The organism is Amycolatopsis echigonensis (genome assembly GCF_002846615.1).
Taxonomy (GTDB): domain Bacteria; phylum Actinomycetota; class Actinomycetes; order Mycobacteriales; family Pseudonocardiaceae; genus Amycolatopsis; species Amycolatopsis echigonensis.
The window spans coordinates 8,120,799-8,139,519 of sequence record NZ_PJMY01000003.1 but is presented as its reverse complement, the minus strand read 5'-3'; the positions used below and the strand labels follow the sequence as shown (position 1 = coordinate 8,139,519).

The 18,721-nt window shown below is 70.5% G+C and carries 16 protein-coding genes and 2 riboswitches; of the genes, 9 read left to right on the top strand and 7 right to left on the bottom strand.

The features are described from left to right. Positions 1-95 precede the first annotated feature (95 nt). Together ATK30_RS43450 and ATK30_RS43445 are read right to left on the bottom strand one after the other, a co-directional pair. A complete protein-coding gene (locus tag ATK30_RS43450) occupies positions 96-881 on the bottom strand; it encodes a SigB/SigF/SigG family RNA polymerase sigma factor (RefSeq protein WP_101440470.1) in 786 nt (261 codons plus the stop codon). Then, entirely contained in the window at positions 878-1,330 is a 453-nt protein-coding gene (locus ATK30_RS43445; protein ID WP_167442101.1) for an ATP-binding protein, read from the bottom strand. The genes ATK30_RS43450 and ATK30_RS43445 overlap by 4 nt, the downstream gene beginning before the upstream one ends. Positions 1,331-1,538: 208 nt before the next feature. Between ATK30_RS43445 and ATK30_RS43440 the strand changes: the two genes are divergently transcribed. Continuing rightward, positions 1,539-2,084 carry a bifunctional nuclease family protein gene (locus ATK30_RS43440; RefSeq protein WP_101440469.1) on the top strand — a complete coding sequence of 182 codons (546 nt, stop codon included), beginning with the start codon at positions 1,539-1,541 and terminating at the stop codon, positions 2,082-2,084. Positions 2,085-2,260: 176 nt separating this feature from the next. Here ATK30_RS43440 and ATK30_RS43435 read toward each other — a convergent pair whose 3' ends face one another. Both ATK30_RS43435 and ATK30_RS43430 read right to left on the bottom strand, forming a co-directional pair. Continuing rightward, entirely contained in the window at positions 2,261-2,677 is a 417-nt protein-coding gene (locus ATK30_RS43435; RefSeq protein WP_244194903.1) for an STAS domain-containing protein, read from the bottom strand. Positions 2,678-3,333: 656 nt separating this feature from the next. After that, positions 3,334-4,161 (bottom strand): LLM class flavin-dependent oxidoreductase, encoded by an 828-nt coding sequence (locus tag ATK30_RS43430; RefSeq protein WP_101440467.1) that lies wholly within the window; start codon positions 4,159-4,161, stop codon positions 3,334-3,336. Between the two features lie 124 nt (positions 4,162-4,285). Here ATK30_RS43430 and ATK30_RS43425 point away from each other — a divergent pair, with 124 nt between their 5' ends. Together ATK30_RS43425 and ATK30_RS43420 are read left to right on the top strand one after the other, a co-directional pair. Further along, on the top strand, positions 4,286-4,801 hold the full coding sequence (locus tag ATK30_RS43425) for a PadR family transcriptional regulator (RefSeq protein ID WP_101440466.1): 516 nt from the start codon (positions 4,286-4,288) through the stop codon (positions 4,799-4,801). A gap of 11 nt (positions 4,802-4,812) precedes the next feature. Beyond that, positions 4,813-6,003 carry a cytochrome P450 gene (locus ATK30_RS43420; RefSeq protein WP_101440465.1) on the top strand — a complete coding sequence of 397 codons (1,191 nt, stop codon included), beginning with the start codon at positions 4,813-4,815 and terminating at the stop codon, positions 6,001-6,003. A 2-nt stretch (positions 6,004-6,005) separates the two neighbouring features. Here the strand turns inward: ATK30_RS43420 and ATK30_RS43415 are convergent, their stop codons facing one another. The 3 genes from ATK30_RS43415 to ATK30_RS43405 form a co-directional block, all read right to left on the bottom strand. Beyond that, entirely contained in the window at positions 6,006-8,408 is a 2,403-nt protein-coding gene (locus tag ATK30_RS43415; RefSeq protein WP_101440464.1) for a glycoside hydrolase family 2 protein, read from the bottom strand. 91 nt (positions 8,409-8,499) lie between these two features. Further along, positions 8,500-9,363, bottom strand: a complete 864-nt coding sequence (locus tag ATK30_RS43410) for an LLM class flavin-dependent oxidoreductase (protein ID WP_101440463.1) — start codon at positions 9,361-9,363, stop codon at positions 8,500-8,502. A gap of 128 nt (positions 9,364-9,491) precedes the next feature. Then, on the bottom strand, positions 9,492-10,394 hold the full coding sequence (locus tag ATK30_RS43405; RefSeq protein ID WP_101440462.1) for an NAD-dependent protein deacetylase: 903 nt from the start codon (positions 10,392-10,394) through the stop codon (positions 9,492-9,494). 73 nt (positions 10,395-10,467) lie between these two features. Between ATK30_RS43405 and ATK30_RS43400 the strand changes: the two genes are divergently transcribed. The 6 genes from ATK30_RS43400 (at position 10,468) to ATK30_RS43380 (ending at position 18,632) form a co-directional block, all read left to right on the top strand. Continuing rightward, on the top strand, positions 10,468-10,656 hold the full coding sequence (locus tag ATK30_RS43400; protein WP_167442099.1) for a hypothetical protein: 189 nt from the start codon (positions 10,468-10,470) through the stop codon (positions 10,654-10,656). A gap of 420 nt (positions 10,657-11,076) precedes the next feature. Next, positions 11,077-11,245, top strand: a riboswitch (M-box (ykoK) riboswitch). 324 nt (positions 11,246-11,569) lie between these two features. Beyond that, entirely contained in the window at positions 11,570-13,351 is a 1,782-nt protein-coding gene (locus ATK30_RS43395; protein ID WP_101440460.1) for an NRAMP family divalent metal transporter, read from the top strand. 342 nt (positions 13,352-13,693) lie between these two features. Then, positions 13,694-13,858: riboswitch (M-box (ykoK) riboswitch) on the top strand. Positions 13,859-14,047: 189 nt separating this feature from the next. After that, complete coding sequence (locus ATK30_RS45275; RefSeq protein ID WP_158242589.1) at positions 14,048-14,224, top strand: hypothetical protein; 177 nt, start codon at positions 14,048-14,050, stop codon at positions 14,222-14,224. Positions 14,225-14,404: 180 nt separating this feature from the next. Continuing rightward, positions 14,405-15,172, top strand: coding sequence for a nucleotidyltransferase domain-containing protein (locus ATK30_RS43390; protein ID WP_101440459.1), 768 nt, complete (start codon positions 14,405-14,407; stop codon positions 15,170-15,172). 156 nt (positions 15,173-15,328) lie between these two features. Continuing rightward, a complete protein-coding gene (locus tag ATK30_RS43385) occupies positions 15,329-16,570 on the top strand; it encodes an ATP-grasp domain-containing protein (protein WP_101440458.1) in 1,242 nt (413 codons plus the stop codon). Positions 16,571-16,607: 37 nt separating this feature from the next. After that, the gene (locus ATK30_RS43380) at positions 16,608-18,632 is read left to right on the top strand and encodes a hypothetical protein (protein ID WP_101440457.1); all 2,025 of its coding nucleotides are present in this window, start codon (positions 16,608-16,610) and stop codon (positions 18,630-18,632) included. Positions 18,633-18,721 lie beyond the last annotated feature (89 nt).

Below are 18,721 nucleotides of genomic sequence, written 5' to 3'. Positions count from 1 at the left end.
CTCCTCAGCTGATGGACGGGCCCGAATCGTCGCAGATCCGCGGGGGTGCGACAACGGGGTCAGGCCCGGTCGGGCGACCCCCGTCGCGGGCGTGCTCAGGGGTCGCCGGTGAGTTTGTCGCGCAGCTGCTCGAGGGTCTGCGACAGCAGCCGGGACACGTGCATCTGGGAAATCCCGACCTGCTCGGCGATCTGCGTCTGGGTGAGGCCGCCGAAGAACCGCATCACCAGGATCGCGCGCTCCCGTTTGGGCAGTTCGCGCAGCAGCGGCTGCAGGGCCTCGTGGTTCTCGATGTGCTCGATCTCCGGGTCGTCGCTGCCGAGCGTGTCGGCGAGCAGCAGCGGCTCGGCGTCGTCGTGGACCGGCTTGTCCACCGACAACGTCTGGTACGCGTGGCCCGCGACCAGCCCTTCGTGCACCTCGGAGAGTTCGAGGCCGAGGTGCTCGGCGAGCTCGGTGGGCGTCGGCGCGCGGCCGAGCGACTGCGACAGGGTCGCCGAACCGCGGCTCAGCGCGAGATGCAGTTCCTTGAGCCGCCGCGGGACGCGGACCGACCAGCCCGTGTCGCGGAAGTAGCGGCGGATCTCGCCCATGATCGTCGGCACGGCGAAGGACAGAAAGTCCGGGCCGCGGTCGGGGGTGAACCGGTCGATCGCGTTGATCAGGCCGATCCGGGCGACCTGGACCAGGTCCTCGCGGGGTTCGCCGCGTCCGGTGAACCGGGTCGCGATGTGCTCGGCGACCGGCAGGAATTCGGTGACGAGCTGTTCGCGCAGGCGCGGCCGCCGCTCGTCGTCGGCGGGCAGGGCGGCGAGCTCCTCGAACAGCGGCGCGGTGTGCGCGTATTCGTCCCGGTGGCGGGTGACGGGCTGCTGGTTCACCCGCTCGCCTCCCGATGCAGGTCGAGGTCGAGGGTCAGCGCGTAGCCGTCCTCCGCGGGGTCCGGCACGCAGCGCGCCGACACGTTCGCGGCCAGCGTGGTCAGCACGTGCCATCCGAAACTTCGCTCGCTCGGCGGCTCCGGCTGCCGGGTGCGGGTCCGGACGCTGAACCGGATCCCGTCGGGCGAAACGGTGAACTGGCAGGTCATCGCCGCCCCCGGGGCGGCCGTGGAGACGACCTGGGCGCACGCCTCGTCGACGGCCATTTTGGCGTCGGCGATCGCGTCGAGCCCGTAATCGGCCCGCGCGGCGACAGCCTGCGCGAGCATGCGGACAAGCGGGATCTGGTAGGTCTCCGCCGGAAGCCGCAGCTCGATCACCTCGTCGAGCAAACGGTCCACGGCTGGCATGCCGCCGCTGGCGCGGCCGCCGGGTCCCTCGTCGTTCATGGCTCCCGCATACCCAGGCGAGGCCCGATCGACACCTCCGGCCGGGATTCCGGCGGTGTGCGCAGCGGCACGTTTGCGGCCGGTATCCGCTGGTTCGCGGCGCCGTCCGGAGTGAATCCGGCGTGATGCGGACGGCGATTTCGCGTGACAAACCGGCGGCGGTTGGGTAGTCAGCAGGGAGAACCTTTTCGGAAGCGGGGTGACCCCCATGGTGCAGGTGCGGGTGCAGGGGCTGGCCGTGGTGGCGCAGGAGTCGGCGCCGGTCGTGCTGCTGCGCGAGGAATCCGGCTCGCGCCGGTGGCTCGCCATCACCATCGGCGCGCCGGAAGCGCAGGAACTGGCCGCCGCGCAGGAACACGTCGTGTCGGCGCGGCCGGGGACGGTCGAACTGATCATCGAGGTGATGGCGGCGCTGGGCCAGCGCGTGGAACGGGTGGAAATCACCCAGTTGCTGGACAGCATCTTCCACGCGGACCTCGTCCTGTCCGGCGGCGTGCGAGTCTCGGCCCGTCCGAGCGACGCGATCGCGATCGGCCTGCGGACCCACGCTCCGCTGGAAGTCGCGGAGGCGGTGCTGGACGAGGCGGCGGTCGACGTGACGGTGGCGGCGGGCGACGAAACCGCCCTCGGCTCGGCGCTCGACGCGGCTGCCGACCTGGACGAACCGGCGGAGGCCACCGAGGACGAGATCCGCCGCTTCCGGGACCTGCTGGACGACGTGAGCCCGGAGGATTTCCGCGACCCGGACGCTTGATGCCGGGATGAGCCTCGCTCGGTTCGCGCTCGGGCTGCGCTCGCGCGGGTGACGGGCACGCCCGGTCCGCCGGTTTGGCTTACGCGGTCGCGGACCGCTGCCGGGCCGTTCGCTTCAGCGCCAGTTCGCCGCCGCGGGGCTCTTCGCGCCCGGCCTGCGGTGTCCTCAGTGGACGGTCAAGCCTTCTGCGCGGGCCGCGGCAGCGGGATCTCGGCGAGCCCCTCGGCGGCGCCGGACCGGATGCAGTCCAGGGGGAACAGCGAGAACAACCGCCGGACCGCGGGCGCGGTGCCGGGGTCGACGTAGAAATCCTTGTCCGCTCCGGCGGCCAGCAGTTTCAGCCGGATCAGGACGCGCAGGCCCGCGACGCCGAGGAAGGTCGTCCGGCGCAGGTCGACGATCACGAGGCTGACGGTGCTGCGCAGCCTCGCCTCGACAACCTCGGCCAGCCGGGGCGCGGTGGCGAGGTCGACCTCTCCGGAAACCTCGACGACAGCGGTCCCCGGGGCGGGGTGGCGGACACGCAGCCGGAGCATCCCCGTCGGGTCCGACGAGGGCAGTGCGGGCAGTCGGGCAGTATGCGCGGCGGTCATCACGGCACTCTCTCTGAGCCGCGCACAGGGCTGCGGAATGCCGGACCGGCCGTGCACCGGGCATCCCGGCGCGCGGGACGAATCGCGGTGGCTGGAGACTCAACCGCCCTCTACCGTAGCTCTCCTCGGCCGCTCAGGGAAGCCGCCGAAGGGGGACGACCGCCTCCGGAGGCCGGACGCGCGGGCGAGGCGGGCAGTGGTTGAACGGTCAGGCAACTCTGGGAAGCGTGCTGCTGCGTGCGCCGGAAACGGTGGAGGCAAAGAACAATCCGATCGCGGCTCGGAATTCTTGCTGATGGATGGCGGAGATCTGTTGCGCACCGCGCTCGTGATGACTGGGTGCGCCGACCGGATCTTTTTCGCCGCCAACGGGAACTCTTCCAGGTTTGGCATCGAGGTCAGCGCACGCGCATTGGGGTTTCTCAGTAGCGCGGTGCCGAGGCTTCGCCGTCGCGATGCTGGCCAGGCCGCTGCGGAGCACCGGCTGAGACGGCGCTGCCCTTCGGCGTCGCGCCGGGCCCGTCGGCAGAGGCGAGAACCGGCGCATTGCTGAGGAACCTCACTGGGCTCGGCTATGCCGCGATCCGACAGCACCCCCGGCGGTGGCTGCCCGGCAACCGTGAGTTCTGCTGCCGCACGCGACTTCACCGGCCCGCCTAACTCCCGATCCGAGGCGGACCGGCGTCCACGACCGACAGCGAAAGATCCAGCGGATCGAAGTGGATCAGCGATTCCATCCACCACGTCATCCCCGCCTCCGCGAGCGCCGCGAGATCCACCGCGGCCGGTTCCTCCCAGGCCGGGCTCGCATTTCCGGACACCGCGACGTCGTACGGGCAGTCCGTCGGCCGGACTTGAGCGACCAGGCCGGCCAACGCCTCGGGCGGCAACGGCTGAGGACCTGGATTCGGGAAAATCCCGTCGCTGCCCGCGGCACGGCGCAGAACCCGTTCATGCCGGGTCGTGCAGGCAGTCCACACCGGAAGGGGATACGGCTCCGGATCAGCGGATTCCAGGTTCACGCGATAGTGCGACCCCTCGTGCCGCACGGCCTTCCCGGCCCACATCGCGCGGACGACCTCCAGCGCCTCGTCGGTCCGCGACGACAACTCGGCGGGCGAGGACGGATCTCCGAACCGGCTGAAGTCGCCCGATTCGTCGGAGCCGATGCCGGTGCCCAGGATCAACCGGCCGCGGGACAGGCGCGCGACAGTCGCGGCCTGCCGGGCCAAGACCCACGGACGGCGGCGGCTCGGCGGCGTGACCATCGGCCCCAGCAACACCTTGCTCGTCGCCTGGGCGATCGCGGCCAGCGCGGTCCACGCATCGGCGATCGGCGCCGCGGCGGGCACGACGTGGTCCCACAGGAACACGCCGTCCCAGCCGGCGGCTTCGGCTCGGACCGCGAGGTCGACGAGCACCGCCGGATCCCCGAACGGGCCGAAAGGCGGCAGGTACAGGCCGTAGCGAACGTGGTCAGCCATGCGAGATCCCCCTCCGGATCGGTCGAACGCGACCGTATCGGGAGGGACCGACAAAAACCGGGCGGAGATCGTGGTCCGGCATCCGCCGTTCGGCCGTTGCCGGGTTACCGGAACCTAGGTTACTGTGACCTATGTGTGGATCGACGTGCTCCTCCTCTCGAAGCTCGCCAACGGACCGCGGCACGGCTACGAACTGCGCAAGCAGATCGAGGAATCCACCGGCCGCACGCTGTCGAACAACTCGCTCTACCCGGCGCTGCGGCGATTCGCCGAAGCGGGCGCGGTGACCCGGACCGCCGAGCCGCAGGAGGGACGGCCGCCGCGGCACGTGTACACGATCACCGACGTCGGACGGGAACTGCTGCACGATCTGCTCGCCGACCTGCCGCCGGAGCTCGCGGGCGACCCGGCCGAGTTCCTGGCGCGCCTGGCGGGATTCGGCAGGCTCACCCCGGAGGAACGGCTGCGGGTGCTGGACGCCCGCGAAGCCGCCGTCGCGGCGCAGCGGGACCGGCTGGCCAAGCTCGGCTCGGGGCAGCCCGATCCGTGGAGCCGGCTCGTGCTGGCGGAGGTCAAGCGCCGCGCCGAAAACGAACAGGACTGGCTCGCGTCGTTGCGCACGCGAGCGGGCTTACCCTAGAGAGGACCTCGATGCCCACCACCGCCCAGCTGCCGTTCGCGAGGCCGAACGTCCTGGACATCGCGCCGCTGTACGAAGTCCTGCGCCGCGAAGGCCCGATCGTCCCGGTGACCACCCCGGCGGGCGACCCCGCCTGGCTCGTCACCTCCTACGACCAAGCGCGGGAAGTGTTCGCGGACAACCGGTTCGGCCGCTCCCACCCGCATCCCGAGGACGCCTCGGCGGTCTCCGACGCCGCGGTGCTGAACGGGCCGCAGGGCGATTTCGAGACCGAGGACCGGGAACACGCCCGGCTGCGCCGCCTGCTGGTCCCGGCGTTCTCGGCGAACCGGATGCGCCGGCTCGGCAGCCGGATCCAGGAACTCGCCGACCGGTGCCTCGACGGGATGGAAGCGGCGGGCTCGCCGGCGAATCTGCACGAGCACCTGTCGTTTCCCTTGCCGGTGCTGGTGATCTGCGAACTCCTCGGCGTCCCGTACGACGACCGCGAGAAGTTCCGCGCCCTGTCCGACCGCATCGGCGTGCTCGACAGCGGCGGCGACGCCGAGGCGGCGATGACCGAGTTCACCGCCTACATGTCCGGCCTCGCCGACGCGAAACGCGCCAACCCGGGCCAGGACGTGGTGTCGGATCTGGTCGCCGCGCAGGCCGAGGACCCGACGTTCACCGACGACGACCTCGGCAGGCTCGCCGCCGGGCTGCTGTTCGCCGGCCACGAGACCACGTCGAACCGGATCGACCTCGGCGTCCTGTTCCTCCTCGCCGACCTCTCCCGCCGCGACGCGCTGGCCGCGGACCCGGAAGGGCGCGTGCACGGCACCGTCGAGGAGATCCTGCGGATGTCCGCGCCGGGCGGGCTCGGGCTGCTCCGGTACGCGCACGAGGACGTCGAGATCGGCGGCGTCCGCATCTCGCGCGGCGACGCGGTGATGATCTCGACCGCGTCGGCCAACCGCGACCCGTCGGTGTTCGCGGACGCGCACGAGTTCGACGCGGACCGCAAACCCAACTCCCACCTCGCCTTCGGCCACGGCGGCCACTTCTGCATCGGCGCGAGCCTCGCGCGCACGGAACTGTGCATCGTGTTCACGACGCTGTTCCGCCGCTTCCCGAACCTCCGGCTGGCCGTGCCCGTCGACGAGCTGGAAGTGCGGGCCAACCGGCTCACCGGAGGGGTTTCGCGGGTCCCGGTCGTCTGGTGACGTCAGACTGACTCGATCGTGGCGGTTCCGGTGTTGACGAACGGATGCGTGGCGCTCACGGTGATCGTGCCGGGGGTGCCGCGCATCGACCGGATCCACACCGCGGCCGCGCCGCCGAGCGCGCCGAAATCGAGGTAGGGATCGCCGATCAGCACGCCCGGCCCCTGCACCGAGACGGCCAGCACTCCGCGGGCATGCGGCCGCGGGGCGCCGTAGCGGTCGAGCGAGCGCAACGCGACCCGGGTGGTGTCCGCACCGTCGGCGACGATCTGCTCGTCGTCGGCGGTCACCGCGATCGTGTCGTACGCGGGATCCGCGCTGAATCGCCTGCGCAGCACGGTTTGCCCGCCGATCTTGCCTTCGATGGTCAGCTCTGGGCGCGCCCGGCCGTTCACCCGCAGGTCCACCGAGAACGGCGGATACGCCAGGTGCGGGAATCGCGCGCGGTCCGGCTGCACGGTGACCGGACGCTTGCCCTCGACCGTCACCACGAGCTCCTCGCAGTTCGACCAGACGATCGCGTCGCGGCCTGGCCCGCCCGGCGGCGAGCCCGGGCCGAAATCCCAGTAGAAAGCCGGTTCGATCACCGCGCCGCGAGACGGATCGCGCTGCGCCCGGTAGAACGCCGCGCCCAGTTTGGGGATGCGGAAGAAGTCCATCACGCCGGGGTATTTCACGCCGCGATAGTGGTGGTACCAGCCGGAGGGATAGTCGAAACCGCACCAGCCGAGCAGGCCGCTGTAGCGCGGATCGGACGCGGCGTGGTCGTGCACCCAGGCGTGCAGCATGCTCTGTTCCCGTTGCACGGCAAGGGAATCCGTCCGGCGGAAATACGCGGAGCCGACCAGGGTGCCGATCGCTTCGCTGACCAGGTACGGAATCCCGCGCCGCGGCGGGCGCAGCGGAGGCGGCGAACCTGGCGGATGCGGACGGCTGTAGTCGTTGAACGAGAACACCCCGCCTGCCGCTTTCACCGGGTACAGCGGCGAAACGTAGCCGCGCTCGCCCGCGACGGCGCCGGTGCACGGCCGCATCGGGTCGAGTTCCGCGGCGAGCTGGTCCGTTCTCCCGTACAGCGCGTATTGGCCGAGTGTCTCGTTCACCCGGGTGCCCCACACGATGATCGACGGATGGTTGCGGTCGCGCACGATCATGTCGTGCACGTCGCGCACCGCCAGCTCCTGCCATGCCGTGTCGCCGACGTGGTCCCAGCCCGGCAGTTCCTCCCACACCAGGATGCCGAGTTCGTCGCAGGCGTCGAGAAACGCCGTCGCCTGCGGATAATGCGAGCAGCGCACCATCGTGCAGTTCAGCTCTTCTTTCAGCAGCTGAGCGTCACGGCGCTGCACCCGGTCCGGCATCGCGCCGCCGACGAACGGGTACCACTGGTGCCGGTTGAGGCCGAACAGTTTCAGCGGCCGCCCGTTCAGCCGGAAACCGTCCACAGTGAACTGAGCGTCTCGGAGCCCGGTCCGCACCGCGTAGGTGTGCACTTTCCGGCCGCCGACCGCGAGCGTGACGAGGATGTCGCACAAAGCCGGATCGTCCAGGTCCCACAGCTGCACTGATTCGAGGCCCTGCAGCGACACAGTGGCCTGGGTGTTGCCCTTCGGCAGCCCGGTGAGGTCGGTGGAGGAGGTCGCGATCTCGGCGCCGTGCTGGCTGAGCGTGGCGGTGAGCCGGACCGGGCCTTTGACCGCCTTCGCCGAATCCACCGTGCAGTGCAGCAGCACCTCGCGGTTCGGCGTCAGCACGGCGACCTGCTGCGCGTACACATCGGACAGATAGGTCTGGGGCACGCCAGTCAGCCGGACTTCGCGGTACATCCCGGCCGGCTGATAGAAGTCGATGGCCGTCGGGTGCGGGAATTCCGGCAGATCCGGCGGGGTGTTCTGCTGCCACCGGCCGTCGACGACCACCGCGAGCACGTTGTCCTTTTCGGTCAGCAGGCCGGTGACCTCGCAGCGCAGCGGGAGGTAACCGCCGCTGCGCATGGCGACGCGGCGGCCGTTGAGATACACGGTCGCCGCGCTGAGCACCCCGTCGAACTGCAGGAACACCCGGTTCCGGCGCAGCTGCGCGGGCGCGAGGAAATGCTGCCGGTACACCCAGACCTGCTGCCAGTCCGTCGGATCCCAGTCCTGCCAGGACAGCGGGACGACGCAGTGCGGCACCGACACCAGCGCCATCCCGCTGTCGTCGAAGTCCGGATCGGTGCTGCCGGGAACGAACGGCCCGAAAAGCCAGTCCGCGCCGAACCCGTCCCGCGCCACCGGGGGCGCGGGACGGGAGAGCGCGGCGGCGAGCGCGCCGGAACCGGCGAGCACCGCACCGGCCCCCAGCAGGAAGCTTCGCCGGGGGTGCGCGGCGAGCCAGGAGGCTCGCTCGGAAGGCTCGCCGGTCATCCCCGGAGGAGGGCGGTTCCGGGACGGGGCGCGGAAGATCCGCCGGGAAGCGTCGACGCCTGCATGAGCGCGAGCTTACTTCCCGTGCTGTTCAGGAGTTGTCAGCTGTTCCGCAGAGGTCGGCGAGCCGGTCGACCTGGCCGGGATCGCTGCCCCAGCAGTACAGCATCACCTCGTCCGCGCCGAGGTCGCGGTACGCGCGGATCGCGCCCCGGATGTCGTCGGCGGTGGTGAGCATCCCGCTCACCATGTGCTCCGCCGCTCCGGTGAACGCGTAGTACGCCCGCATCGCTGTTTTCGCTTCGTCCGCGACGGAATCCGGGCCGAGCGCGACGTTGACCTGCGCGACGAGCCGCGGCTTGCCTTCGCGGCCGTGCTCCTGCCAGTCGCGGCGCACGGTGTCGAACAGCCCGCCGGCCCAGGACGGGGGAGCGGCGGCGAGCAGCCCGTCGCCCCAGCGGGCGACGCGGGCCAGTGCCTTGGGCTTGAACGCGCCGATCAGGATCTCCGGGCCGCCTTCGCGGGCCGGGGCCGGGCCGATCGGACCCGCTTCGGCGCTGTGCGGTTCGCCCGACCAGAGCCGGCGCAGGTCGGCGAGCTGCTGGTCGAAGCGGCGGCCGCGGTCGCGCAGCGGGGTCCCGGCGGCGTGGTGGTCGTCCTCGCGGCCGCCGACGCCGAGGCCGAGCACGAACCGGCCGCCGCTCATCCGGTCGAGCGTGGCGGCCTGTTTGGCGAGCAGCGCGGTCTCGCGCAACGGAGCGAGCAGGACCTCGGTCTGCAGCCGGACGCGGGTGGTCGCGCCGGCCAGCACGGCGAGCGCGGTGAGCGGTTCGGGATTGTGGTAGACGAGCCGGTCGAGCAGCCCGAGCGTGCTGAACGGGCCGGCGTCCGCGCGCCGCGCCCACTCGAGCAGGGCGGCGGGGTCGCTGACGGGCAGGCCAATGCCGATGGACATCGGAGAACCTCCGGGAAAACGGGTCGGCAACAAGGGTTGCCGCCCGCTCCTGCGCCTGGATGCGTTCAGGCTGGCCGGTCCGCTCTGCGGCGTGCTTCCGGGGACCGTTCCTTCGGAGTGCCCGAAGCCTATCCGGCGGGCGTCGGGCTCGGCAACGAGGTTTCCAGCACCGTCAGCAGTTCGGTGAGCGCCGGGCCGAGCGGCAGGTCGGCGCGGACGGTCGCGTGCTCGTCGCCGCGGGTCCGGCCGCGGTTGACGATCGCGACGGGTTTGCCGGATTTCGCGGCCCGCCGGACGAAGCGCAAGCCGGACATGACGGTGAGCGAAGATCCCAGCACCAACACCGCGGACGCCTCGTCGACCATCCGGTAGCACCGCTCCACGCGGGCGCGCGGCACGTTCTCGCCGAAGAACACCACGTCCGGCTTCAGCACGCCGGAACAGCTCGTGCAGGGCACGGTGCGGAAGGTGCGGACGACGTCCTCGGCGAGCTCGACGTCGCCGTCCGGGTTGATCCGCGTCGCCGTGCCGCCGAAATCCGGATTGGCCGCTCGCAGCCGGGCGTCGAGCTCCTCGCGCGCGGTGACGCGGCGGCAGCCGAGGCAGACGACGCGGTCGAGGTTGCCGTGCAGTTCGACCACGCCGGGGGTGCCGGCCGCGCGGTGCAGGCCGTCGACGTTCTGCGTGATGACGCCGGAGAGCCAGCCGCCTGCGCGCAGCGCGGAAACGGCGCGGTGCCCGTCGTTCGGCTCGGCCCGCGCGATGGTGCGCCACCCGAGGTGGCTGCGCGCCCAGTACCGCTGGCGGCCCGCCTCGCTGGCGACGAATTCGCCGTAGGTCATCGGCGTGTGTTTGCGAAGACTGCCGGTTTCGCCGCGGTAATCGGGTATGCCGGATTCGGTGGAGAGGCCCGCGCCGCTGAGCACGAGCACCCGCCGCCCGGCGACGATCTCCGCCACGTCCGCGACCGTGCCCGTGCGCGGCAGCGGTTCGCCAGGTCCGGCCCAGGTCAGCGTCGGTCGCGTGCGCACGCCGCCAGTCTAACGGCCCCCCGTCCGGGGAAAGGGCGATTGGTTCTCGCCGCGGCTGGGTACCAAAGCAACCATGTGGTTCGCGCTGGCTACGCCCGTGGTCGTGATGGTCGCCGCCGTGCTGATGGAATCCGTGGAGCGATATTGCGTGCGGACTCCGAACGGGACGGTCCGGCGGCCGGTCGAACGGGCGGCGCTGCGGGAAGCGTCGATGCCGGTCGTAGCCGTCGAGGCGGCTCGGCTCAGGCAGCGGACCGCCTGAGGTCGCTCATCGACCGGAGGGGCCGGTGTTCTTGGGAGGAACACCGACCCTCCAGCCGGTGGGCGAGGCCCTCGCTCCACCCGTCGGGGTGGTGGAGCGAGGGCCCTTTCTCTTTGTGCGGTCAGTCAAACCGCACGCGAGGGCTCTGCGCTCGATGCCCGCCGGCGGCTCCTGGCGTGCCGCGCCAACGGCAGATCCTGAACGGGCCGCGTCGAATCGCCTCGTTCGCCAATTCCGGCAAGGAACGCCGCGAAGTTCGCGACGAACGGCGAATGCATAACACCGGACATTCCACGGAAATCTGTTCCGGCCGGCGAATAGATCGCCGCCTGGCTGCGATGTGGCGTGCGTCTAATTCGGGATCGTTGACCCGTTCGCTGGTTGACAGTGCGTGACGATGAGGGTCTACTTGCTCCCTGGCTGGCACCTCGTTCGGTGAGGCGTCTGCACGGAAACAGGCCACTGACCCTACGACGTCGAGAGACGCCCCGGGTCAGGACAGGTCTCCTCGGACTAAGGGGTGACCCAAAGTGGCTTCCCGCAAGGGATTACGCCGTGCAGTGCTGAAGCTCTTACGTGGGGGTGCGGGCCAGTTCGCATGGGCAGGAATTCACGCCGGATCCGTGCCCGCGCAATGGTGTCCGGCGTGGGAAGCGGCACTGCGGTGCCCGGTCGCGAGGAGGTGACGGGATGAGTCCCGGACTCAGTAGGTCAGCCAGCGCACACCCCGTCCGCCGCACCGCGGCCGGCGGCTGACCCAGCCGACCCGAGAAGCCTGAGGCCCCGCGCCCGTCTGACGTGAGCGCCGGGGTCGCTCCGTCGCGCCCTGTTCCGGCGTGCACACCACCACGTATCGATTCGGCGTGCCCGTTCCCCGAACGTCGCGCGCTTCTCTCACCTTGGGGGAAGACCCATGGCATTCAAAATGACCCGGCCCACACGCAAGACCGTCGCTCCCGCCTCGTCGGCGGTGGCCGACACCGCGCACGAGGGCGACATCGTCGGTGCGCTGGGCACGATCAAACAGCACGACCACGGCGCCCGCAGGTCGTTCTGGCAGCGGCTGCGGACCTTCCTGGTGATCATGGGGCCGGGCCTGGTCGTCATGGTCGGGGACAACGACGCGGGCGGGGTGCAGACCTATGCCCAGGCCGGCCAGCAGCACGGCACCGGTCTGATGTGGACACTGCTGCTGCTCGTCCCGGTGCTGTATGTCAACCAGGAGATGGTGGTCCGGCTCGGCGCGGTCGCCCGGGTCGGGCACGCCAAGCTGATCTTCCAGCGGTTCGGGAAATTCTGGGGCGCGTTCAGCGTCGCGGACCTGTTCCTCCTTAACACGCTGACGATCATCACCGAGTTCATCGGCGTCACCTACGCGCTGCGCTACTTCGGCATCCCGGACTACCTCTCCGTGCCCGCCGCGGCGGTGCTGCTGTTCACCGTGGTCGCGGGCGGCTCGTTCCGTCGGTGGGAGCGGTTCCTGTTCGTCCTCATCGCGGCGAACCTGGTGCTCGTCCCGCTGGCGATCATGGTGGGTCCTGACCTCGGCCGGATCGGCGGCGGTTTCCTGCCGCAGCTGCCCGGCGGGCTCAACTCGGACCTGCTGCTGCTCGTCGTCAGCATCGTCGGCACGACCGTCGCCCCGTGGCAGCTGTTCTTCCAGCAGTCCAATGTGGTCGACAAGCGCATCACCCCGCGCTGGATGCGCTACTCCAAGGCCGACTTGTGGGCCGGCATCGTGATCGTGGTCCTCGGCGCGGTCGCCATCATGGCCGTCACCGCGTTCGGGCTCGCCGGCACCGGCGCCGCCGGAAACTGGGGAGACAACTCCAACGCGGGCACCGTCGCCAGCGCGCTGGCGAGCTCTCCGCACGCCGGGCACGTCGTGGGCACCCTGTTCGCGGTGCTGCTGCTGGACGCCTCGCTGATCGGCGCCAACGCGGTCGGCCTCGCCACCACCTACACGCTCGGCGACGTGTTCAAGAAGCGTCATTCGCTGCACTGGAAGATCAGCCAGGCACCCGGGTTCTTCATCGGCTACGGCGTCGTGCTGGCCGTCTCCGCCGGGGTGGTGCTGATCCCCGGCTTCAACGCCGGCCTGATCACCCAGGGCGTGCAGATCCTCGCCGGGGTCCTGCTGCCCTCGGCGACGGTGTTCCTGGTGCTGCTGTGCAACGACAAGGCCGTTCTCGGCCCGTGGGTCAACACCGTCCGGCAGAACATCGCCGCGGGCATCATCGTGTGGGCGCTGGTCCTGCTGTCGCTGGCCATGACCGCTTCTACGCTGTTCCCCAAGGGATCGGCCTGGTTCCCCGACGGCATCTCCTCCGCCCAGTGGGTCGCCTTCTTCACCGTCGGCGCCGGTGTCGGCGCGCTGGGCGGGCTGGCCGTCTTGCTCGCCTCGCGCGTCAAGGCCCGGAAAGAAGCGGCAGCCACCGCCCGGTGCCTCGGCGGACTGGATCCCGAGCAGGTCGAGGACATCGACGAAGACGCCCAGGACGCCCTCTCTCGCACCGAACGCCACGCCCTGCTGCGCGCCGATCGGGACACCTGGCAGACCCCAGCCCTGGACACCTTGCCGCGTCCGGTGTTCTCGCCGCTGCGGAAGGCCGGCATGCTCGCCCTGCGCGGCTACCTCGCCATCGCCGTCGTCCTCGTCGTGATCACCATCGTCCAAATGGCCACCGGCGGCTGATCGCGCCGCCCGGCACCCGCGCCCGGCCCCGGCCATCCTCTCCATGGCCGGTCCCCGCCGGTGCGGACGAGGCCGGTCGCGCCGGGGCCGGCGACCGGCAGGTCCGGCCGCTTGTCCCCATGATCCGCAGCGGGGGAGCGACCGTTGCGCCAACCGCGAGAAAGTCGATGGTGCGCACGCTGTGGCGCGGAAAGGGCGGGCACTCCCGCGCGGAGGCGCACCCGTCCGCGCGGGACATAGCCGGGCGCGGGGGTCCCGGGTCCTCGAAGCTCGCGACAACTGTCAAACACTTGTACAAGTGCTTGACAGCTGTCGGACTGGTGGCGTTCACTGGAGGGGCGGCACCTCGTGAGGTGAGGCGTTTGTTCGGACACCGGCCACTGACCCCACGACGTCGGGAGACGCCCACGGTCAGGACACCTCTCCCCGGGTTGAGGGGTGAGGCCGAGTGGCTTCCCGCGCGATGTGCGCGGATATGCCGGGCAGTGCCAAAGCTCTCAAGGACTCGCAGGGGTGCGCCGCACGCGAACGAACGCGGATCCCTGTGCCGGCACGGCATCGACCGGCTCGGTTCCCGAGACGGCGACCCGAGGACGTGCTGAACGGAGCAGCGGGAATCGGCCGGAGGAGGTGAGGACATGAGTCCGTCGCACAGTCGCAGCTCGACCGTGATCGACCACCCTTCGGGAGGACCTCATGACCAGCATCCTGACCGGCGCCCGGCAGCGGCGGGCTGACCCGGCCGTCGAGGCGACCGCACCGGTCCCGCGCCGTCCGCTCGAGCAGCCCCGGCGGCTGCGGATGACGTGGGAGCCGGTGCTCGACGAGAACGGTACGCGGCGGCTGCGTGCCCGCTGGCACGCCGGGTGCTGATGCGGACCGGACCCGGTTCCTGCGCCGCCGGCGCGGAGCCGGGTGCGAGCAGGTGCTCGCGCGGGCCTGCCGCGAATTCGAGTGCGATGGTGCGGCAACGATGCATGCAAACCCCCAGGCTGGCTGGACAACCGGCGAAAAACGGGCGATCTCGGCAGGGATTCATGGCATGTTCTGGGGATGCGGGAAAACGACGAGGCGACGTTCGCTGAGCACGTGGCCGATCTGCTGTCCGGTTTGCCCGGGGTCGAAGCGGTGGCCCTGGGCGGCTCTCGGGCGCGCGGCACCCACCGCCCGGACAGCGACTGGGACTTCGCGCTGTACTACCGCGGCGCGTTCGACCCGGCCGACCTGCGCGCGCTCGGCCTGCCGGGGTCGGTGTCGGACCTGGGCGAATGGGGTGGCGGGGTCTTCAACGGCGGCGCGTGGCTGACCGTCCAGGGGCGGCCGGTGGACGTGCACTACCGTGATCTGGACGTGGTCTCGCACGAGCTGGCCGAAGCGGAGAAGGGACGGTTCCGCTGGGAGCCGCTGGCCTTCCACCTGGCCGGGATCCCGAGCTATCTGGTGGTGGCGGAGCTGGCGCTGAACCGGGTGCTGCGCGGGGAACTGCCGCGGCCGGAGTATCCGGAGCTGTTGCGGGAGAACGCCCCCAAGTTCTGGCGTGCTTCGGCGGCGCGGACGCTGGACTACGCGAAGTCGGCGTATGTGCGGCACGGGCGGGTCGCGGAGACCGCGGCTTCGGTGGGGGTGGCGGCGATGCACGCCGGGCACGCGGTGCTGGCCGCGCGAGGAGAGTGGGTGACGAACGAGAAAACCTTGCTGGAACGGGCGGAGTTGCGCGGGCTGGACGACGTGGTGGCGGGGATGGGACACGATCTGGCGGGGGCGTTCGCGACCGCTGGCGCGTTGCTCGGTCAGGCGGCCGGTGTCGGGCAGTCCGGATAAGTCCCGGAAAGCGTTGCGGCGCAATGGTTTTCGCGCGCTGACCCTCGCCGGACGGCGTGGATCCGTTTGATTCCGCGGATTTCGGGTATATGGCTTCAGCACGGTTGTGGCCGCCACGCCGTGGCGAGTCGCACCTGCTGAACGGAGGAACGGTCTATGCCACAGTCCGAGCCGATCGCGAAGGACCCGGACAAGGGATATGTAGCGCTGCTCGGCTGGTCGCTCAACGCGGTCGAGGCGCTCGACCGGTTCGACCGGCGCTATGTCGTGGTCGCCCCGGATTGGGCGGAGAAATACTGCGTCGAGCACGACATCCCGTACATGTCGTGGAATTTCGAGCGGCTCAACGACCGTTCGATGGAGATCGCCGAGATGCTGCACGAGGAAGGCGTCGACGTCGCCATCCCGCTGTTCGAGGAGACCGTCGAATGGGCCGGGGCGATCAACTCGGTGCTGCTGGACAATCCGCGCCTGTTCGGCCAGGCGATGCTGCTGCGGGACAAGGCCCTGATGAAGCGGCGCGCGCAGCTCGGCGGCATCCGGGTGGGGATCTTCGAGGAGGCGCACGACCGCGAAGACGTCGTCCGTTTCCTCAAGCGGGTCAACCAGACGCTGCTCAAGCTCGACGGCGACCCGAACGATCCCATCCACCTCAAGGCGTTCGACAAGGCGGGCTGCCTCGGGCACCGCGTCATCCGCACCCCGGACGAGATCGACTCGATCCCGGAGGAGGAGTTCCCGGTCCTGATGGAGTCGCATCTGGACGGATGGGAGTTCGCCGTCGAGGCGTGGATCCACCGCGGCAAGGTCAAGTTCCTGAACATCTCGGAGTACGTCACGCTCGGGTACTCGGTGTTCGTCCCGGCGACCCCGGAGCTGGAGAAGTACCGGCCGCAGATCACCGCCCAGATCGAGAAGCTCGTCAAGACCTTCGACATCGAGTTCGGCTTCGTGCATCCGGAGTACTTCGTCACCAGCGACGGCGAGATGTACTTCGGCGAGGTCGCCTACCGCCCGCCGGGCTTCAAGGTCTTCGAACTGCTCGAGCGCGCCTACGGTTTCAACGCCTACCAGGCGCTCGTCCTGTCCTTCGACCCGAAGACGACCGAGGAGGAGATCGACGCCTTCTTCCCCCGGGAAGTCGTCGACGCGACCGGAGTCGCCGGCTGCTTCGGCGTGTACCCGCGCCGCCGGGTGGTCAGCGAGTTGCGGATCCCGCAGCAGACCGAGGACGATGACTACTACGAGTCACACGACCTGACCGCGCCCCTGGAGGAGACAGTCACGAAGAGGACCGCGTTCGGCACGCACTGGGGTCTGCTGTACTTCTTCGGGGACGATCCCTACCGGATGCGAGACCTGCTGAAGGAGCAGGAAGAACTGGACTTCTACGTCTGACCCCGGACGAGTCCGCCACCCCGACCGAAGGACGCACTTGGAGCCGAACGCCGACGTCACCGGCACGACTGCGACGCTGGCCAAACGCGTGGCCGCGCTCGACGACGCGGTGGCGGCCATGGCCGAGACCCGCGACTTCGGCAAGCACACGAAGCTGCGGCGGGTGCTGGAGGCGCTGCGCCGGGTCCTGCTGCAGCCGGGCGGCGCGGCGGCGGTCCGGGCCAGGGCGCGGGCGCTGGAGGAGGCCGGGGTCTTCCAGGGCACCGACTGGGACACCCCGGAGATCCTCATTCCCGCGCTGGTCGGACCCGGCCTGCACAGCGAGAACACCGACACCGTGGTGATCGAGGCGACCAGCGAACTGCGGATGCTCGCGGTCGCGTGCGGCGACTACGAGCATCCGACGCTGCCGGCCGAGGACGCCCGCGTGTTCCTGTCGCAGGTGCTCGGGGCGAACCTGGAGCTGCTGTTCACCCCGCCCAGCGAGGCCGAGCGGACCCGGCAGGGCCGGACCGCCCAGCTGATCCGGGACCTGCTCCGGTACCTCGCCGACCAGATCGGCTACGACAGCATCCTGGACAAGGTGGTCGAGGAGATCTGGCGGATCCTGCGCCAGCGCCCGATCCAGGTCGACCAGGTCAAATCGCTGATCACCCGGATCTCGATCTACCGCGGCGACCCGGACGTCGACCTGGGCGGGTCCTCGGTGCAGGGGCTCGACCGGCTCATCAGCAGCCTGTTCGGGACCACCGAGGCCTGCCGGGAGGACCCGGGCGTCGACGTCTTCCGGTCCCGGCTCGAGGCGATGGACGCGGCGAGCCTGCAGTACGAGGCGGCCGGGTTCGCCCGCGCCATGCACGACACCGGCCTCGTGTCGCCGTACCACGCCGAGCTGCTGCGGTACCTCGCGCACGAAAGCGACTACCTCCTCGGCGAGGCGCTCGGCCTGTCCGACGTGGGCCGGAACTGCCTGATGCGCTACCACGACCTGGTCCACCGGCTGATCGAAGAAGCCGTGCACCCGGAGACCGCGCAGTGCGTCTACGGGCTCGCGCTGCTGCTCGACCGGGGCATCCTCTACGAGCCGCCGGTCGTGCCCGCGCTGTGGCGCCAGCTGGCGCTGGAGTTGTCCGCCGCCGCGCGGGAACGGCTGACGCTCGTGTTCGGCCCGCAGCCGAGCCCGGAGGCGCGGCTGCTCGCGGGCGTCCTGTCGATGCTGGGCCAGCCGCTTGGCGTCGGGCAGGGCGACAACCCGACCTGCCAGTCGGCGCGCGCGCTGTCGATGTGGGCCTACAACGACCCGGACTACTTGCTGCAGGTCGTGGTGTGGGCGGCGCGCGACGACGAGATCGTCATGCACTTCGAAGGACAGCCGGTCTCGTCGAAGGAAAGCGGGGCCGGGCTGTCCGCCGGGCTGCCCGCCGACCTGGACCCGGTGTCGTCGCTCGTGGTGCCGCATCTCGACCGGATCTACGCCGAGATGGGCCGCCGCTGCGCGGACCGGCCGGGCGATCCGCACCGCTGGGTCAACCCCGAGTTCCACGGCTGGTGGGCGTCGCGGGGATTCCGGATCAACGTCGACGTCGCCACCGGCAAACTGGTCGACCTCGACGATTTCCTGCGGCAGTTCCACGCGAGCTACCACCCGTCCTACAACGGCGGGCAGCCGCTGATCCACCCGCAGCCGGCCGGGATCGCGGTCACCGACAGCGCGGCCCGCTACGTCGGCTGGCACGCGATCACGATCCTGCGCACCGCCGCGGATCCCGAGGACGTCATGCGGGTCTACTTCTACAACCCGAACAACGACAGCGGCCAGGACTGGGGCGACGGCGTCGTGGTCTCCACCGCGGGCAACGGCGAGCGGTTCGGCGAGGCCTCGCTGCCGTTCGACCAGTTCGCGTCCCGGCTGTACATCTTCCACGTCGACCCCCGCGAGCACGGCGAGCCGGAGAAGGTGCCCGACGAGGACGTCGCGCGGATCATCGGCTATCTCGAACGGAGCTGGGGCGCGGACCGCCTGCCCGCCGGGACGTTGCAGGCGGCGCCGCCCCAGGCCTGACGACGGCTCCGCTGGTGTCCACAGTGGACTTGTGAGGTGGTCCGGCTTTCCTGGCCCCGGTTTTTGTCGGTGCTGGGTGCCATCATGGC

Bases quoted from the DNA above. Each gene is read 5' to 3' on its own strand.
- ATK30_RS43445 (WP_167442101.1), bottom strand. From the start codon at position 1,330: ATGAACGACGAGGGACCCGGCGGCCGCGCCAGCGGCGGCATGCCAGCC.
- ATK30_RS43440 (WP_101440469.1), top strand. From the start codon at position 1,539: ATGGTGCAGGTGCGGGTGCAGGGGCTGGCCGTGGTGGCGCAGGAGTCG.
- ATK30_RS43435 (WP_244194903.1), bottom strand. From the start codon at position 2,677: ATGACCGCCGCGCATACTGCCCGACTGCCCGCACTGCCCTCGTCGGAC.
- ATK30_RS43430 (WP_101440467.1), bottom strand. From the start codon at position 4,161: ATGGCTGACCACGTTCGCTACGGCCTGTACCTGCCGCCTTTCGGCCCG.
- ATK30_RS43420 (WP_101440465.1), top strand. From the start codon at position 4,813: ATGCCCACCACCGCCCAGCTGCCGTTCGCGAGGCCGAACGTCCTGGAC.
- ATK30_RS43415 (WP_101440464.1), bottom strand. From the start codon at position 8,408: ATGACCGGCGAGCCTTCCGAGCGAGCCTCCTGGCTCGCCGCGCACCCC.
- ATK30_RS43410 (WP_101440463.1), bottom strand. From the start codon at position 9,363: ATGTCCATCGGCATTGGCCTGCCCGTCAGCGACCCCGCCGCCCTGCTC.
- ATK30_RS43400 (WP_167442099.1), top strand. From the start codon at position 10,468: ATGTGGTTCGCGCTGGCTACGCCCGTGGTCGTGATGGTCGCCGCCGTG.
- ATK30_RS43395 (WP_101440460.1), top strand. From the start codon at position 11,570: ATGGCATTCAAAATGACCCGGCCCACACGCAAGACCGTCGCTCCCGCC.
- ATK30_RS45275 (WP_158242589.1), top strand. From the start codon at position 14,048: ATGACCAGCATCCTGACCGGCGCCCGGCAGCGGCGGGCTGACCCGGCC.
- ATK30_RS43390 (WP_101440459.1), top strand. From the start codon at position 14,405: ATGCGGGAAAACGACGAGGCGACGTTCGCTGAGCACGTGGCCGATCTG.
- ATK30_RS43385 (WP_101440458.1), top strand. From the start codon at position 15,329: ATGCCACAGTCCGAGCCGATCGCGAAGGACCCGGACAAGGGATATGTA.